The following is a 17190-nucleotide window of genomic DNA, read 5'->3' as shown; positions in this document are numbered from 1 at the left end:
GTCTTATTCCCCTTGAGCAGCGTGTTCAGCTGTTGCATGCGCAGCAGAGTGGTCAACACCATGATAATTACTCATGTAATGGTTGATAATTGTTTCAAACAATTGTGGTTCAACTGAAGAGTAATAAGTCACAGGGTGTGGCTTAGTCGGGAACGGTTTCATAGCTTCAGCTTTAGCAAGCGCTTCTTGATCACCAGCAGCTTTAGCACGATTTACTAAATGCTCGATCTGGTGCTTAGAACGGTCACCATCACGTAAGGTTGCTAATTCAGCTTGGTCAAGCGTAGTTTTTTGAACTGCTTCTGGATTAATAGTAGAACCATTACCCGCTTTTACAGCTGCTACCCATTCGTTGAACTGTTGCTCTGTAACACTATGCGCCTTGAAACGCATTTGAGAGAAACCGTAACCTGAGTAGTTAGAAGAGAAACCACGATATACGCCAGTTTCATTTGCTAACAAATGAAGGTGAGTTTGCATACCTGCCATTGCATAAATCTGGCCGCCTAACTGTGGAATGAAGAATGAGTTCATTGTAAAGTTAGAGGTGATTTTAAAGCTTAACGGAGTTTTTTCAGGGAAACGTACTTCGTTAACAGTTGCAATGTTTTGTTCAGGATAAATGAAGATCCACTTAAACTGTTCTGCAACAACTTGAATAGTTAAAGGAGCTTTATCTGATTCTAAAGGACGGTATGGGTCATACTTGTGGGAACCCCACCAAGTTAACCAAGCTAGAATACCAATAATAATGACAGGGATACCCCATACTACAACTTCAATTGTAGTTGAGTGTGCCCATGTAGGTTTATAGTCTGCATCTTTATTTGACGCGCGATATTTCCAACCAAACCATAATGCCATGATGATTGAAGGAATCACCACAAGTAACATTAAATAGATCGCAGTCATCATAAGGTCACTTTGACCTTGACCAACTGGACCTTTAGAGTTTAGAAGTACCATATCACCACCACACCCAGTCAAAAGTGCGGCAAGCGTTGATAAAGACAATACAGCTAAAATCGTTTGTCTCATTTTACAACCTCGGTGAAGAGTCCCATTCCCTAATTAAATATGGGATAGCGATTAAAGTGTCGCATGATTGAGAACGCTAATCCTTAAATTTAGACTTCTCAATTATATGACACCGCTACGTTGTAGGGCATTATGCCTCATATCGACAAACTAAGCTATACATAAAGTAGTCTGAAATAATTGTTTTAAAACCCGATTTTTTTTGTAGGGTATCCAATCTATATGGAGCTTTTATTTAAATATCAACTCTCTATAGAAAAAAGGAGGCGAGGTGCCTCCTTTTTTTTTAGACCTTAAATGAATGAGTCATTCACTATCATTTGATCACTTTTGTTCTTGCAATTTTGTCATGTAGTGCCTGTCTCTTTTGCCCTAATGCAAAAGCGTAGTCAATAATTGTACTAATAGGCATAAACAACAAGTTGAGTATGATGAAAACAATACTTCTTAATAAGAAGATGCGAGTTAAATTAACTTTACCATTGCTCTCGGCATCTACAATTTTAATTCCAACAATTTTCTTACCTATACTTTGCCCATATTTTGTTAAAAGAAAGGCTTGAATTGCAAGCATGATTACGACGTAAACAAGCATAGAATGCCAAGCTTCAATAGGAATTAAAGTAAAAAGTTGATGTTGTAGCTCTGCTGCTTTAGTTGAAGCAACTTCAGCTGATTGCATTTGTTTTTGCAATTCAAATAATTGCTTATACTGAGATTCATTAAAGAAAAAAGACGGAATTGCGGCTATTGGTAACCAAAGCAATAAGTCAATAATTTTTGCCAAAGCTCGAGATGGAATAGAGGCAAGTTCGTGAATTTTAGGTTCTACACGAATTTGACGAATAGTTTCGTTAGGTGAGCTGTTTGTGTTTATGACAGGTGCAGAATAACCGATAGGTTGATATACAAGTTTACCTTGGGTTAATTCTCCTAAAGCTTTCCATTCTGTCATGCCTTCATGCCAAGCTAAATCAGTTAACAAAATTTGTTGGCTAGCCAACATTTGATTTACTTGTTCTAAGGTGTAAGGCCCAGCTTGTTGATTATTACGTGCCAAGTAAATTTGCATAAATAAAAATTCTCTATTCTAAAGATGAAAAAAGACCCACGGATGGGCCTTTTTTTATAACATATTAGATTTGCTTGATTTTTTCTTCAGCAAGGAAGAACCATGTATCTAAAACTGAGTCTGGATTAAGAGAAACAGACTCAATACCTTGTTCCATTAACCATTTTGCAAGATCTGGATGGTCTGAAGGACCTTGACCACAGATGCCTACATATTTGCCCGCTTTACGGCACGCATGAATTGCCATTGAAAGAAGTGCTTTAACTGCTGCATCACGCTCGTCAAATAGGTGTGAAACAATACCTGAGTCACGGTCAAGACCTAGGGTTAACTGAGTTAAGTCATTCGAACCAATAGAGAAGCCATCAAAATGCTCTAGGAACTGTTCAGCTAACAAAGCGTTAGTTGGTAATTCACACATCATGATTACTTTTAAGCCATTCTCACCGCGTCTCAAACCATTTTGTGCAAGTAACTCAATAACGCGTTTTGCTTCAGATACAGTACGTACAAAAGGAATCATGATTTGAATATTGGTTAAACCCATTTCATCACGAGCTTTTTTAAGTGCACGGCATTCTAATTCGAAACAGTCACGGAAGTTATCAGATACATAACGGCTTGCACCACGGAAACCTAGCATCGGGTTTTCTTCTTCAGGCTCGTATAACTTACCGCCAATCAAGTTTGCATATTCATTTGATTTGAAGTCAGACATACGAACGATAACAGGCTTGTCACCGAATGCAGCAGCAAGAGTCGCAATACCTTCAACCAATTTTTCAACATAGAAATCTACTGGTGAAGCATAACCCGCAGTACGAGTTAGAACCGCAGCACGAGTTTCACGCGGTAGGCTATCAATGTTGAGTAGGGCTTTAGGATGCACGCCGATCATACGGTTAATAATGAACTCAAGACGAGCAAGACCAATACCTTCATTTGGAATTTGAGCAAAGTCAAACGCGCGGTCAGGGTTACCTACGTTCATCATAATTTTGAACGATAGCTTAGGCATAGATTCAATTGAGTTACGTTGAACTTCAAAATCTAAAGCACCTTCGTAAATGAAGCCAGTGTCACCCTCAGCACAAGAAACAGTTACTTCTTGACCATCAGTCAATACTTCTGTTGCGTTACCACAGCCTACAATAGCAGGTACACCAAGTTCACGTGCAATAATTGCCGCGTGACATGTACGACCACCGCGGTTAGTAATAATTGCCGCCGCACGCTTCATTACCGGTTCCCAATCAGGATCGGTCATATCTGATACAAGAACGTCGCCTTCTTGAACTTTGTCCATTTCTTTAATTGAATTAATGATACGGACTTTACCAGAACCAATACGTTGACCAATTGAACGGCCTTCACAAAGAACAGTACCTCTTTGTTTAAGAAGGTAGCGCTCCATTGTGCCTACATTTTGACGGCTTTTTACTGTTTCAGGGCGAGCTTGAACAATGTAAATTTGACCATCATCGCCATCTTTTGCCCATTCGATATCCATTGGCGCACCGTAATGCTGCTCAATAATAAGCGCTTGTTTAGCTAGCTCTTGTAACTCATGATCATTTAAAGCAAATTGTTGGCGCTCTTGTTTTTCAACATCAACAACAACAACTGATTTACCAGCAGAACCTTCTTCACCATAAATCATTTTCTGGTGTTTTGAACCAAGGTTACGGCGTAAAACTGAATGTCTACCAGCATTTAATAGTGGTTTAGATAAGTAAAATTCGTCTGGGTTAACTGCACCCTGTACAACCATTTCACCTAAACCATAAGATGCTGTAATAAATACAACTTCGCGGAAACCAGACTCAGTATCAAGTGTAAACATTACACCCGCAGCGCCAGTTTCTGAGCGAACCATACGCTGAACACCTGCAGAAAGTGCAACAACGTCATGGTCAAAACCTTGGTGTACACGGTAAGAAATCGCGCGGTCATTATATAAAGAAGCAAATACTTCTTTAATCGCAATAAGAACGTTATCAATACCGCGAATATTCAAGAAAGTTTCTTGCTGACCTGCGAATGAAGCATCTGGTAAATCTTCAGCAGTTGCAGATGAACGAACGGCAACCGCGATTTCTGGGTTGCCGTTAGAAAGAGTTGTAAAAGCGGCGCGAATTTCTTGTTCTAGGGCTGCAGTGAGTGGAGTCTCTACAATCCATTGACGAATTTTAGCGCCTGTTTCTGCAAGAGCATTTACGTCATCGACGTTGAGTTGAGCAAGTTCTGCTTGAATTCGAGCGTTAAGACCGCTTTGATCTAAGAACTCACGATAGGCATCAGCAGTAGTTGCAAAACCGCCAGGTACCGATACACCAGCATTTGATAAATGGCTGATCATTTCACCCAAAGATGAGTTTTTCCCACCTACGAGTTCGACATCGTGTTTCCCTAATTTTTCTAGACCGATTACGCGCGCTTCCAAAGTTTTCACTCCACTTTTGCAGTATTAATGTCTATCTTGGCATGAAATTATAAAAATAAAGTGCTTAGTTGAGAATTATACTAAGCGACAGTCATGTAAGATCAGTTTACTATAAAGATTATATAGCACTAAGACAAATGTTTAAGGAGAATTTTAATGTCAGAAAGTAAACAGTTTAGACGGAGCGTTTTTTTTATTTCTGATGGAACTGCAATTACTGCCGAGACTCTTGGACATTCGTTATTAGCACAATTTCCCAATGTTGATTTTGATATTCATATCATGCCGTATATTACAACTGAAGAAGCGGCAATGGATGTTGTGATTGAAATTAATAGATGTCAAACCAAAGATGGTTGTCTACCTTTAGTCTTTGACACTTTAGTTGATCCACACGTACGAGAAATCATTAATACCGCTAAAGCAGTTAATCTTGATGTGTTTGAAGGTTTAATCAGCAAATTAGAACAAGAGTTAGGTACGCCTCCTACGACATTAGTTGGGCAGACACATGCCGTAACCGATTCTGAATCTTATAAAGCTCGTATTGATGCTGTTCATTTTGCGCTTGATAATGATGATGGAGCGCGTACTCGTCATTATGATAAAGCGGATTTAATCTTAATTGGCGTTTCTCGTTCGGGTAAAACTCCAACTTCTATTTACTTATCTCTTCAATTCGGTATCCGTGTTGCAAACTATCCTTTAACAGAAGAAGATTTGGATGATAACCGTTTGCCAGCAGTACTAAGACCGCATCGCAGTAAATTGTTTGGTTTAATGATTGATGCTGAGCGATTAGTTGCGATTCGCAGTGAGCGTAAGGCAAATAGTCGCTATGCAAGTTTTAGTCAATGCCAAATGGAACTTAGAGCAATTGAAGGAATCTATATTTCAGAAGGGATTAAATATTTAAACGTGACGGAAATGTCGATTGAAGAAATTTCAACGCGCGTTTTACAAATGACAGGATTAAAACGTCGTATTGGTTAATTTAGTCAAACCTTTATTTTAACCATTCAATTTATATATTTATTTGTGATTAAATTGAATGGTTTTAAATATAAAACATGAGAAAAATAAAAGTTTTAAATATAAAACAAAAAGTTATTAAAACGTTTTTATTGGTTATCAGCCTGTAAGGTTTTTATAATCCAATTGTGAAATAAAATAAGAGTATTGAAAAGAAATGTATATATTTGAGTAAGTTTAAAAATTCTAATTAATTAATTTTTCTAAATATTTTTAAAAATCATGTAAAAATACATTAAATACTTAAAAATGATAAATAGATCACACTATTTTTGTATTGTGTGATTGGTTTTTGATTTTAATTATACTTTCCCACCTCGATATGGGACTATCCGATTATCAAAATGCTAAAAAAATGTGTTTTTTCATTGGTATATATCTTGCCACTTAATTTATATGCCGCTCAAGTGGATGAATTGCGAGAGCAAGCTATTCACACATACAAAACTGGACAAACTCACCAAGCAATATTGCAACTGGATCAATTGCTAAAAACCTATCCGCAAGATCAAAAATTGCTAGCTGATTATTTAGTTGTAATGTCAAATGAAAAAAAAGATCTAGTAACTTTTTCTCAGCATTTAGCGAATATTAATTTAGCTAATTTTCCAGAATATGGACAGCTACCTTTAATACGTAATTTACGTGATTTTAAACACTTTAAAGATGCGATTGCTTGGTCAAATAAATTTAATATTCAAAAGACCCCTGATGGACAGATTTTGCTGGCAGTTTTATATGCTGAAGCTAAAGATGTTGTAAATGGCAAAGCACAGTTAACAAAGATTAATACTAAAAATCTGAAGACTGATCAACTTGTACAAATCGCCTATGCATATCGACTCATCAATTCGCCTGTAGATGCTTTATCTGTAATTGAACAAGCATATAAGCAGCAGCCGAAGTCTTTTGCAGTTTTACAAGAATATAGTTATGACTTAGCGGCTGTGGGGGCTTATAACAAGGCTCAGCAGTTATTGCTTGTCAGCGATAAAAATCCACAAACAGAATCGTTGCAACACTGGCTACAAGTCAGTGAATTTTCTCAACGTGTAAATAACGCAATTACTCGTTATAAATATTTGAATCGGGAAGGCATGGCAGATAGTGAAGCTTTTGCTGAGCTTGATGCTGTGTTAAAGCAAGGCGAGCAAATGCAGCCTTTGATTCAACCGTCAGATCCTAATTATTTAAGATTCCATTATGACTATATATATGCATTAGATTTCCGCGGACGTAGCCGTACGGTATTAGATCAATTTACTAAATTAAATGTACCTCTAGAAAAACTACCTGCCTATATTCGTCATGCAATAGCTGATAGCTATTTGGCTGAAAGACAGCCGCAACAAGCTGAGCTTGCTTTTAAAACCTTACTGACTGAAAAAAACTATTCAGATATGACGGTATATACCGGACTGTATTACTCATATATTGAACAAGAAAAATATAAACAAGCTGAACAACTTTTAAGTGATGCTGATCGGTTAATCCCTACGTATAAATATAGTCAAGCCAAAGGGGTGGATAAATCGAGCCACCCTGATCGTGATGATTATATTGCTTTACAAGGTATGCATTTAGCTTATGCAAATCATTTGGATCAATCAGAAAAACATTTCCAGAAACAAGTAGATCTTGCACCTGCCAACGAAGGTTTAATTAATAATTTAGCTCGTGTTGAGCGTTGGAGAGATAAACCTTTACAGTCCAAACAAACAATTGATCGTTTAAATGGCTTAACACCAGTTGCTAAAGATACTCGAATTAACCAGATGCAAAATGCTCAGGCGTTAGGGGATATTCCTGAGTGGCGCAAAAGCACAGAAACTCTTTTGCAATATTATCCTGAAGATAGCGGTGTAGTTAAAAGTCGAAAAGAGTTAGACGATCGTGATAGAGCAATCATCTCGCACTCAACAACTTGGGGCCAAAGTAAAGCAGAGAATAGCGATTCTGTGAGTGGGCAAAATGGTTTAAAAGACCGTGAAATGGAAACTCGTCTTAATAGCCCGTGGATTAAAGATAATTATCGTCTATTTGCTTGGCATCAAGATCGTTTCGGAGAATATCGTTTTGGTGATGTGCATGACCAACGTTATGGCGTCGGTGCTGAGTGGCAAGCAAACCGTAAGGCATTGTCGGCAATTTTTTCGCAAAGTACAGATGGCGGGCAAGCAGGTATTCGTGTTGATTGGTCGCAATGGCTAAATGATCACTGGCAATATCAATTGCAATATGACAGTCAGGCTAATATTCCTCTGCAAGCAATTGATGCTGGTGAGGATGGACACGCTTACCGTGCTGCTTTGACATGGCAAAAAGATGAGTCACGCCAAATTGGGGCAAGTTACGGTTTAACTGATATTAGTGATGGTAATAAACAACAAGAATTTTCGACTTTTTGGCGCGAACGATTATTTGATGCGCCGCATCATATCACCTACGGAACCGTTCGTGGATTTTATGGCAGCAATAGTCAAGATCAGACCGCATATTTTAGTCCCAGCAATCATTACAGTGCAGAGTTAAATTTAAGTCATGACTGGGTCACTTGGCGAGAATATGAACGCTCATTTAAACAGCATTTTGAGGCTGGAGTCGGACTTTATAAACAAGCAGATTACTCAGCTCGACCCACATATTCTTTGCAATATCAACATCAATGGCAGCTCTCACGGACCTGGCAACTTAATTATGGCATTGGTTGGCAATATCATCCATACGATGGTCATGATGAACAACATACCTATGGTATTTTCGGATTTGAAGGGCGTTTTTAATGAATAATATGAAGTTAAAAATGTTGAGCTGTGTGTTTGCTTCAACATTATTACCCGTACAGTTTTCTCATGCCCGCATTGAAACTGAACTACCCAAAAATCATACGGTTTCTTTAACTTTTCATGATGTACGAGATGACGTCCTAAAGGAAGGTGACCGCGATGTTTATGCGATTCAGACCAATAATCTGGCGCAGTTTCTCGATTGGCTCAGTCAGTCGGACTGGAAACCGATTCGTCTGAAAGACATTGAAGAGGCTCGTAAGCAAGGTAAAGAATTACCTCATAACTCTATTCTACTTACCTTCGATGATGGTGCATTGAGCAGTTATAGCCGAGTATTTCCTTTACTTAAGCAATATAAAATCCCAGCAGTTTTTGCTCTTCCAACCAGTTGGTTAAATGGCAATACTCAGGCAGGTTATGAAGCGTATGGGCTGGGTAACTTGGTGAACTGGACTCAAGTTCGTGAAATGCAAGCATCGGGCTTAGCTGAGTTTGCAAGCCATAGTGATGATTTGCATCATGGTGTATTGGCCAATCCTCAAGGCAATGAGCAACCGGCTGCAACTTCTTATGCCTATTTAAAATCGCAAGCACGTTATGAAACAGATGCAGAATATCAACAACGTATTTTGCAGGATTTGAAAAAATCCTACGCCATTTTTAAAAAAGAAGTTGGTGTTAACCCGAAAGCGATTATTTGGCCTTATGGTGCTGTGAATGAGCAACTGGAAAAACTAGCGCAGCAAGCAGGTTTTGATTTTTCTTTCAGTTTGGGCCGTGATGGTATGAATCGGGTGAGTGATTCAACATTTAAGCGAAGCTTAGTTATAGGTAACCCTACAGCTGAACAGCTCACCGAAGGTATGTTAAATATTCTGAATTTCGAAGAGTCAGATTTATTTAAACAACCACGTCATTTTGTGAGTATGAACTTAAAGCAATTAGCAGCTCCACAAAATGCTCAGACCGATGAAAAACTAGGGCAGTTGTTATCAAAACTATATAGTCTAAAAAACAATGCTCTAATCTTAAAGCCTTTGGAAGATAAAGATGGAGATGGGCAATACGATGTTGCTTATTTCCCTACAAATAAAATGCCTGTTCAACAAGATATTTTAAACCGTAGTTTATGGCAGGCTCAAACTCGGGCAGGTCAATCGGTAATATTAGAGTTGCCAGCTTATCCTCAAAAAGATAAGCCATTTTTAACAGTAGATTTGGCTAAAGATATAGCACGCTTTAACAGTAATTTAAGTGGTGTTCAGCTCAATGCAGGAACAGCTTTAAACTGCGCAATGCAAAAAATAACAGTGCAAGAAAACAGTTGTATTGAGCAATCAAAACAGCTCGCACAACTGAGTCAAATGACTAAAAAAGCGGTAAAACCTTATTTAAATATGAGTAATCAGGCGCAGTTTAGTTTATTGCTTAAACCTGATTTAGATCATGTGGAAAAGCTACCTGAGCTTATAAAAACGCTTTTATTACAAAATGATTTAGTCAATTTGAAGTTCGATGTGATTGGCAAAAAAAAGCAATTTAATGAGTTGCTAATGCTTTTAAATACACTTAATGAAAATGATAAGCAAAGAATAATGCTGACTTTAGAATTACCAGAAAACTCGCAAAAAACGGCTTGGGAAGAAGTACAGCAAGGACTTTTTTCGATTCAGCGGATAGGAATCCAGAAATTCGGTATTGATGGCTATGACTTTGCAAAATCAAAAGATGTTCATCAATATTTGTATAATCCGATTAGTTTAAATGCTAGTCCTGTGATGTATCAGCCTTTTGCTGAATTGGTAGAGGGGAAAAAGTAATGAGAGTATTACTCGATATTCTATTTGCTTTTGCCTTTTTATATCCCTTACTGATGGCTTGGACATGGATGGTAGGAGGACTTTGGTTCTTCTTTAAAAGAGAATACCGTGAACAAGCACTTCCTGAACCGACCAGCGAAGGATGCAGTATCATCATTCCGTGTTTTAACGAAGAAGCCCAAGTACGCCAAACAATTCGTTATGCACTGCAAACCAAATATCCTAATTTTGAAGTAATCGCCGTTAATGATGGAAGTAGTGACAGGACAGCCGAAATTCTCGATGAATTGTCAGCGCAAGATTCACGACTTCGGGTTGTACACTTAGCAGAAAATCAGGGTAAAGCTGTAGCTTTAAGATCTGGCGTATTGGTGAGTAAATACGAATATCTTGTTTGTATTGATGGCGATGCATTACTACATCCGCATGCCGTACTTTGGTTAATGCAACCCTTTATTAATTTCCCGCGAATTGGTGCTGTAACGGGGAACCCACGAATTTTAAACCGATCTAGTATTTTAGGAAAATTACAGGTTGGTGAGTTTTCTTCGATTATTGGTTTGATTAAACGTGCGCAGCGTACATATGGTCGTATTTTTACAGTATCGGGTGTGATTGCGGCATTTCGTAAAACAGCACTCGTTCGAGTCGGTTTTTGGTCAGACGATAAAATTACCGAAGATATTGATATTTCATGGAAGCTACAGCTCGACCATTGGGATATTCAGTATATTCCACAAGCGCTTTGTTATATCTATATGCCTGAGACATTTAAAGGGTTATGGAAGCAACGCCTTCGTTGGGCTCAAGGTGGGGTAGAGGTTCTTATAGAATATATTCCACAAATGTTCAAACTGCGTGTTCGCAGAATGTGGCCAGTCATGATTGAGGCGCTAGTCAGTATTATCTGGTCTTATGTCATGATTCTGATCTTTACGCTATTTTTTGTGGGATTGTTTATTGAGTTGCCTCAGCAATGGCAGATCAAAACGCTTATGCCACAGTGGTACGGTGTAATACTCGGTGGCACATGTTTAATCCAGTTTTTGGTGAGTCTGTGGATTGATCAACGCTATGACCGTAGCCGCTTCTTTAGAAATTATTTTTGGGTCATTTGGTATCCGTTATTTTTCTGGCTACTGACTTTGTTCACAAGTGTTGTTGCGGTACCAAAGACTTTATTTCACACTAAAAAACGTGCCCGCTGGGTAAGCCCAGACCGAGGCTTCCGTGGAGATAACCCATGAAACCTGAGGAAAATAAGGATATCGAAACGTTAGATATCCCTGAATATATTGACCAGCCAGAATACGTCAAAAATAAAACGGCAAACTATACATTACAAACTATCGGTTGGTTTTGTTTGATGTGGTTGTTGTTTCCATTGGTTTCACTGTTTTTATGGGTTTTTGAAGGACACTTAATTTATGATTATGTCTGGGTTGACCATATATCAGAAGTTAAGACCTTATTACATTTAGCTTTGCTCATCGGAATTAGTGCACTCATTTTAATTTTGTGGGCGAGTTATAACTGGATTAGATTTAGTGGTGAGGACCGAAGAGTTAAGGCACCTAATAGTTCTGTTGAACTGTTAGCTACCCAATTTTCGGTTAGTTCCGGGATGTTAAGTGAATTGCAAAAGAAACAACGTGTTATTTTGCATTACGATGATCATGGCAATTTGCAAAAGTATGAGTAAATAAAAAAGCATGGCTTAAAAACCATGCTTTTTTTATTTTTATGCGGTTGTTCTAATGATGATATCAACAGGTTGTTCTATGCCGTCCATACTATGAATTGATTTATGGTTAACTTTAACAATCGGCCAAGTTTGTAATTTACAGTTGGATTTTTGAAGTGCCGCATAATAGCTATCAGATTTAAAAAATACCTTTTTAGCCGTTGCCATATTGGGTGTTAAAAGGCGCTTAAGCCATGTTTCACTCACCTGAGTATCAAGAAAACGTAAAGCCAAAAGACTTTTTACTCGATTGTTAAATAATCTCCGGTTTTTGATAATGAGAGGATGGGTAATTAACTTATTTGTGCCCATTTGACTGTGGGGCAAAATAAAGTGAGGTGTGATTTGAAATACGGTCACAAATTTTGCTTGTTGACAGATTTTTTCAAGATGGGTCACGGTATCTTGATTAGTACCAATAATTGCGACAGTTGAATGTGAAAAGTCAAATTCTTTAATTGAACTTGATGAAATCACTTGTCCAGCAAAGTCTTCAAAATCTTGAGAAGTATTCTGAAAAATTACTGATTTTGAAGTGTTATTTTTAATATTAATACTCATTTTTCCAAAAGTCCTTTTGGTTTTTAAATCATGATGTTTTTATCGTTTTAATATAAATAACCAAGCAGGAAGTTGGGGTAAAGTCTTTTCAGATAGATGGTCATTCCATACTCGAAATCAATTCAAGTATGGGAATGCGAAGCAGAGTTTAATGTTCTGTTTTTACGTTCATTAGTTGTGTAAAGCTTTCTAAACGTTTAGCTGTATCGTATACATCGCATGTGAAAATAAATTCATCAACATCGTATGTCGCTAAAAGTTTTTGTAAACCAGAGCGAACTGTATCTACAGAACCAATTTGAGCTATTGCATAGAAATTTTCAACAGAAAGCTGTTCTGCTGTATTCCATAATCCCTGCATTGATTCAACCGGTGGTTTAAGCTTTAAACTTTCGCCACGAATTAAACCTAATACACGTTGGTACGCACTCGTTGCTAAGAACTGAGCTTCCTCATCTGTATCTGCCACAACAACAGGCACACCCATTGAAACATAAGGCTTATCTAAGTACTCAGAAGGCTCAAAGTTCTCTCGATAGAGCTGAATCGCTTGACCTAACATACGTGGTGCAAAATGAGATGCAAATGAGTAGGGAAGTCCAAGTTTTGCCGCCAGTTGCGCACTAAAAAGACTAGATCCAAGTAACCAAACAGGAACATGGGTATTTTGCCCTGGCGTTGCAATAATCTTTTGCCCTGCCTGAGGGGCACCAAAATATTTTAAGATTTCGACAACATCTTTTGGAAATTGATCTTCTGTTTCTTGATGACCACGACGTAAAGCTCGCATGGTAAGTTGATCTGTACCAGGAGCACGGCCTAAGCCAAGTTCAATACGGTTTGGATATAACGTAGCAAGTGTTCCAAATTGTTCTGCGACAACTAAAGGAGCATGGTTAGGAAGCATAATGCCGCCGGAACCTAAACGAATATGTTGTGTATGTGCTGCAATAAAACCGAGTAAAACTGCTGTAGCAGAGCTCGCAATTCCATCCATGTTGTGATGTTCTGCAAGCCAGAAACGTTCAAAACCTAGTTTCTCTGCATGTTGTGCTAACTCTAATGCGTGACGTAACGAAAATTCGATGGTTTTATCATTACGAATGGGAGCAAGTTCTAAAATTGAAAACTTGGTATCTTGAAGTGATCGCATGCGATATTCTCGAATAGGGATATATCGAAATACTACGATATATAAGGGATAATGTATATCGTTTTTTTTCGATATTAAATTTTACCTCTTAATAAAAAAAGCACCCGAAGGTGCTCTTTTGTTTCATATGTGAATTAGCGATTTTTATACCAACCACGGTGTAAGCCATTGTCGTGGCGGTGACGACCACCTTTATAATAACGACGGTCACCATCATCATATCTACGATCATCTCGATCGTAACGGCTACCACGATCATAGCGATCATCGTAGTTACGATCTTCAGAAACTTTACGACCTAGGGCTGAACCACCCGCAGCACCTACTGCTGCACCGATATAGCCTCCGTTGGTACCGCCCATATTTTTACCGACGGTATAACCAGCACCACCACCTAAAGCACCACCAATCGCAGCTTCGGTACGATTGCGACGGTCACTCGCTGCGGCTGCACCACCAGCACCACCTAAAGCAGCACCAATGGTTGCGCCTGTTGTGCCACCCATGCTTTTACCAATTGCTGTACCAACTACACTACCTAAAGCAGATGTTGCAGCAACACGCGTACCATTATCTGCATGTGCAACTGTCACAATAGACGATGTTGCAAGTACTGCACTAGCTAACCAAATATTCATTTTCATCTTGGAACTCCATGTCCTTTTTACTGAAAGGACAGTATTTTTATCTTGAGGTAAATGTAATAAAAAATTTCGTGATAATTATGGAGAAGCCAAACGGAGATACGAGTGTTTTGTGTCGGTTTGTATTGTTTCTATTAATTTATGGATAAATCCTGAGCAAAGGAGGGGTAATGAATATTTGTTGATGCTAATAAAAAAGCACCCGAAGGTGCTTAGAGTCGTTTCATCAAATTTAATTAATGATGACGACGGTGTTTTTTCTTCCAGTGTTTAGAAGATCGGTCATAATCGCGGTCTTTAGAAATTTTATTACCTAAAGCACCACCACCTGCCGCACCTAAAGCAGCACCGATGTATCCACCGTTTGTACCACCCATACTTTTACCAACGGTATAACCAGCACCACCGCCTAAACCGCCGCCAATTGCGGATTCGGTACGGTGACGACGATCACTTGCAACAGCTGCACCACCAGCACCACCTAAAGCAGCACCAATTGTTGCGCCAGAAGTACCGCCCATGCTTTTACCAATTGCAGTACCAGCGACACTACCTAGAGCAGAAGCAGCCGCTACATGTGTTGTGTTGTCAGCATGAGCTACAGTAACCATAGAAGTTGCTAAAACAGCACTACATAACCAAGCATTTAATTTCATTTTCTACTCCGTGTCCTTAGCAGCAGGACGCTATATCTTTTGTTACGGCAAATGTAACAAAACACGTTTCTCAAAATATGGAGAACCATCAATTCATTATTGTAGTTTAGTGTCTGGTTTGTATGTTTTCTATTAAAATAGAATATTTAATACCCATATAAATAAATATGAATCTCATTTAATTTTAATGAGTTGATTACTCACGATCTGAACAGAGAAAATTGATCAAAGCTCTTGTCGCAGAAGACATATGTTTATGTTGTGCATATAGTAAGGAGAAAGGGCGTGTGTGACCTGCATATCGTTCAAGTAAAGGCTGTAGCGTTCCTTGTTGAATTTTTTCATTAACAATAAAGTCGTAACTCTGGCATATCCCTAGTCCATTTTCAGCAAGAGACACGACTCCTAAAATATCTTCTTTTACTAAAATCCGATTTGTTGGTATCCACTGAATTTCCTGATCTATATCTTTAAGGAACCACGGAGTGACCTTGCCATTACTGGGTAACTCAAAGGCTATACACTGATGATGATTTAATTCTTCTAGCGTTTTTGGAATACCCATACGCTTTAAATAAGTGGGTGAGGCAACAAGTTTTAAAGGTGCTTGTTCTAAAGGTCGAGCCACAAAAGAGCTATTTGGAAGATGTCCTTGACGAATAGCTAAATCAAATCCCTCAGCAATTAAATCAACGTTTCGATTAGAAATACTGATTTCAATTTGAATGTCCGGATATTGCAAAAGAAATTTTTCTAGTAAGGGTGGTAAACGATAGTGACCATACGTTGTAGGAACACTTAATTTGATTTTCCCAGAAATTTGCAGTTGTTCGCCTTGAATTACACGTTCTGCATGGTCAATTAACTGAAAAGCATGCTGCATTTTTTCGTAATAAAGTTGGCCTGCTTCCGTCAAGCTCAGATGGCGAGTCGTTCTTCTAAAAAACTGGATACCCAATTTTTTCTCCAGCCGTGTAATTGTTCTACTAATGACTGAAGGCGTCGTAGACAAATGAATTGCAGTTGCGCTAATAGAAAGCTTCTCAGCTACAATTAAAAACACTTCAACATCGGCAAGGTAGTCAAATTGACGAGACATTTTGTCCTCAAACGCAAAAAAGATTTGTAAACGGAGTTGTTTTTCTACCTCTGGGGTAAAAATAGAATATAGCCATCCCAGTTATAAATCCAGCAAATGCTTGGAATGAAGGTCGAATAATGAAGATGTTAAATAAAATAATGTTTGCAATGATTACCGCTTCAGTAGCGTTAAGTGCAAATGCAGCTCATGTATTGGTTGTGTTGTCTGATGAAGCCCAATTAGAGCTAAAGAATAATCAGGTTTTTAAAACAGGTTTTTATCTTAATGAATTGATGCAGCCTACAAAAATGCTTTTAGATGCAGGTCACACAGTAACTTTTGCGACCCCTCATGGGAAAGCTCCGACTTTAGATGAGTCATCAAATACTGCAATGTATTTTAACCAAGATGAAAAAGCGTTAAAGCAATATGCAGGTTTATTGCATGATCTAAAGTTAACCTCTCCTCAAGATTCTCCAGTTTTGAGTTTGTCTCGCATTGAGCAAATTGGGTTTGATAAGTTTGATGCGATTTATATTCCGGGTGGACATGCGCCCATGCAAGACTTATTAAAAGATAAACAGCTCGGCAAAGTCCTCACGGCTTTTCATAAAGCTGGAAAACCTACCGCATTGGTTTGCCATGGTCCTATCGCTTTAATGTCAACTTTACCTAATGCCTCGGAAGTAGTTGGTCAACTAGAACAAGGTAAAACAGTCAAAACTGGTGAATGGATTTATAAAAATTATCGTATGACGGTGATTAGCAATCAAGAAGAAGAGCAAGCAAAAGCTTTGTTAAAAGGTGGTGAAATGAAGTTCTATCCACAAACGGCATTACAGTCAATTGGGGGTAAATATCAAAGTAATACAACTGTGTGGACTCCAAACGTGGTGGTAGACCGTGAACTTATTACTGGGCAAAATCCGGCCTCGGCTGTTCTTGTGGGTAAAACATTATTAGAAAAATTAAAATAAATAGACCAGGTAATAGAGGTTTTATAAATAAAGCCTCTATTACCAGTTGAGTGAAAAACGTGGCTTATTATTTTTTTATAGAGAAAGCTAAATTATAGGCGAGTAAATAAACCTCATCTGAAATCATTATATCGTTCAGCCGTTACTTACGGTGAAAGTTGATGAATTGGCTGATTATAT

Annotated in this window: 14 protein-coding genes; 6 read left to right on the top strand and 8 right to left on the bottom strand. The window is 38.4% G+C overall.

Annotated features, from left to right (window positions below; all coding sequences use genetic code 11):
- Window positions 1-3: 3 nt before the first annotated feature.
- The 3 genes from cyoA to ppsA form a co-directional block, all read right to left on the bottom strand.
- Window positions 4-1038, bottom strand: a complete 1035-nt coding sequence (cyoA, locus tag ACS125_RS16170) for a ubiquinol oxidase subunit II (RefSeq protein WP_004791463.1) — start codon at window positions 1036-1038, stop codon at window positions 4-6.
- A 316-nt stretch (window positions 1039-1354) separates the two neighbouring features.
- Window positions 1355-2110, bottom strand: coding sequence for an RDD family protein (locus ACS125_RS16165; protein ID WP_004791466.1), 756 nt, complete (start codon window positions 2108-2110; stop codon window positions 1355-1357).
- Between the two features lie 64 nt (window positions 2111-2174).
- Window positions 2175-4562 carry a phosphoenolpyruvate synthase gene (gene ppsA, locus ACS125_RS16160; protein ID WP_171065147.1) on the bottom strand — a complete coding sequence of 796 codons (2388 nt, stop codon included), beginning with the start codon at window positions 4560-4562 and terminating at the stop codon, window positions 2175-2177.
- 147 nt (window positions 4563-4709) lie between these two features.
- Between ppsA and ppsR the strand changes: the two genes are divergently transcribed.
- From ppsR to pgaD, 5 genes are all read left to right on the top strand, one after another.
- A complete protein-coding gene (gene ppsR / locus ACS125_RS16155) occupies window positions 4710-5546 on the top strand; it encodes a posphoenolpyruvate synthetase regulatory kinase/phosphorylase PpsR (protein WP_004791471.1) in 837 nt (278 codons plus the stop codon).
- A 383-nt stretch (window positions 5547-5929) separates the two neighbouring features.
- Window positions 5930-8368 (top strand): poly-beta-1,6 N-acetyl-D-glucosamine export porin PgaA, encoded by a 2439-nt coding sequence (pgaA, locus tag ACS125_RS16150; RefSeq protein WP_443273317.1) that lies wholly within the window; start codon window positions 5930-5932, stop codon window positions 8366-8368.
- Window positions 8368-10194, top strand: a complete 1827-nt coding sequence (gene pgaB, locus ACS125_RS16145; RefSeq protein WP_443273315.1) for a poly-beta-1,6-N-acetyl-D-glucosamine N-deacetylase PgaB — start codon at window positions 8368-8370, stop codon at window positions 10192-10194. Before pgaA ends, pgaB begins: the two co-directional genes overlap by 1 nt.
- Window positions 10194-11441, top strand: a complete 1248-nt coding sequence (pgaC, locus tag ACS125_RS16140) for a poly-beta-1,6-N-acetyl-D-glucosamine synthase (protein ID WP_443273313.1) — start codon at window positions 10194-10196, stop codon at window positions 11439-11441. Before pgaB ends, pgaC begins: the two co-directional genes overlap by 1 nt.
- Window positions 11438-11896 (top strand): poly-beta-1,6-N-acetyl-D-glucosamine biosynthesis protein PgaD, encoded by a 459-nt coding sequence (gene pgaD / locus ACS125_RS16135; protein ID WP_443273311.1) that lies wholly within the window; start codon window positions 11438-11440, stop codon window positions 11894-11896. The genes pgaC and pgaD overlap by 4 nt, the downstream gene beginning before the upstream one ends.
- Window positions 11897-11935: 39 nt before the next feature.
- On the opposite strand, the gene ACS125_RS16130 is transcribed toward pgaD, so the two are convergent.
- The 5 genes from ACS125_RS16130 to ACS125_RS16110 all read right to left on the bottom strand — a co-directional run bounded on the left by ACS125_RS16130 (window position 11936) and on the right by ACS125_RS16110 (window position 16051).
- Window positions 11936-12499 (bottom strand): flavoprotein, encoded by a 564-nt coding sequence (locus tag ACS125_RS16130; protein ID WP_443273309.1) that lies wholly within the window; start codon window positions 12497-12499, stop codon window positions 11936-11938.
- A gap of 148 nt (window positions 12500-12647) precedes the next feature.
- On the bottom strand, window positions 12648-13652 hold the full coding sequence (locus tag ACS125_RS16125) for an LLM class flavin-dependent oxidoreductase (protein ID WP_174728355.1): 1005 nt from the start codon (window positions 13650-13652) through the stop codon (window positions 12648-12650).
- Window positions 13653-13786: 134 nt separating this feature from the next.
- Entirely contained in the window at window positions 13787-14296 is a 510-nt protein-coding gene (locus ACS125_RS16120) for a hypothetical protein (protein ID WP_174728358.1), read from the bottom strand.
- 236 nt (window positions 14297-14532) lie between these two features.
- A complete protein-coding gene (locus ACS125_RS16115) occupies window positions 14533-14952 on the bottom strand; it encodes a glycine zipper domain-containing protein (protein ID WP_004791486.1) in 420 nt (139 codons plus the stop codon).
- Window positions 14953-15148: 196 nt separating this feature from the next.
- Complete coding sequence (locus ACS125_RS16110) at window positions 15149-16051, bottom strand: LysR family transcriptional regulator (protein ID WP_174728361.1); 903 nt, start codon at window positions 16049-16051, stop codon at window positions 15149-15151.
- Between the two features lie 119 nt (window positions 16052-16170).
- Between ACS125_RS16110 and ACS125_RS16105 the strand changes: the two genes are divergently transcribed.
- Window positions 16171-17010, top strand: a complete 840-nt coding sequence (locus tag ACS125_RS16105; RefSeq protein WP_174728364.1) for a type 1 glutamine amidotransferase domain-containing protein — start codon at window positions 16171-16173, stop codon at window positions 17008-17010.
- Window positions 17011-17190 lie beyond the last annotated feature (180 nt).

Source organism: Acinetobacter sp. PFS20 (assembly GCF_052261015.1).
Classification (GTDB): Bacteria; Pseudomonadota; Gammaproteobacteria; order Pseudomonadales; family Moraxellaceae; genus Acinetobacter.
This window is presented reverse-complemented; position numbering and strand designations above follow the sequence as displayed.

What these genes read in the sequence shown, in the direction of transcription:
- cyoA (WP_004791463.1), bottom strand. Translation starts at nt 1,038, where the DNA reads ATGAGACAAACGATTTTAGCTGTATTGTCTTTATCAACGCTTGCCGCA.
- ACS125_RS16165 (WP_004791466.1), bottom strand. Translation starts at nt 2,110, where the DNA reads ATGCAAATTTACTTGGCACGTAATAATCAACAAGCTGGGCCTTACACC.
- ppsR (WP_004791471.1), top strand. Translation starts at nt 4,710, where the DNA reads ATGTCAGAAAGTAAACAGTTTAGACGGAGCGTTTTTTTTATTTCTGAT.
- pgaA (WP_443273317.1), top strand. Translation starts at nt 5,930, where the DNA reads ATGCTAAAAAAATGTGTTTTTTCATTGGTATATATCTTGCCACTTAAT.
- pgaB (WP_443273315.1), top strand. Translation starts at nt 8,368, where the DNA reads ATGAATAATATGAAGTTAAAAATGTTGAGCTGTGTGTTTGCTTCAACA.
- pgaC (WP_443273313.1), top strand. Translation starts at nt 10,194, where the DNA reads ATGAGAGTATTACTCGATATTCTATTTGCTTTTGCCTTTTTATATCCC.
- pgaD (WP_443273311.1), top strand. Translation starts at nt 11,438, where the DNA reads ATGAAACCTGAGGAAAATAAGGATATCGAAACGTTAGATATCCCTGAA.
- ACS125_RS16130 (WP_443273309.1), bottom strand. Translation starts at nt 12,499, where the DNA reads ATGAGTATTAATATTAAAAATAACACTTCAAAATCAGTAATTTTTCAG.
- ACS125_RS16125 (WP_174728355.1), bottom strand. Translation starts at nt 13,652, where the DNA reads ATGCGATCACTTCAAGATACCAAGTTTTCAATTTTAGAACTTGCTCCC.
- ACS125_RS16120 (WP_174728358.1), bottom strand. Translation starts at nt 14,296, where the DNA reads ATGAAAATGAATATTTGGTTAGCTAGTGCAGTACTTGCAACATCGTCT.
- ACS125_RS16115 (WP_004791486.1), bottom strand. Translation starts at nt 14,952, where the DNA reads ATGAAATTAAATGCTTGGTTATGTAGTGCTGTTTTAGCAACTTCTATG.
- ACS125_RS16110 (WP_174728361.1), bottom strand. Translation starts at nt 16,051, where the DNA reads ATGTCTCGTCAATTTGACTACCTTGCCGATGTTGAAGTGTTTTTAATT.
- ACS125_RS16105 (WP_174728364.1), top strand. Translation starts at nt 16,171, where the DNA reads ATGAAGATGTTAAATAAAATAATGTTTGCAATGATTACCGCTTCAGTA.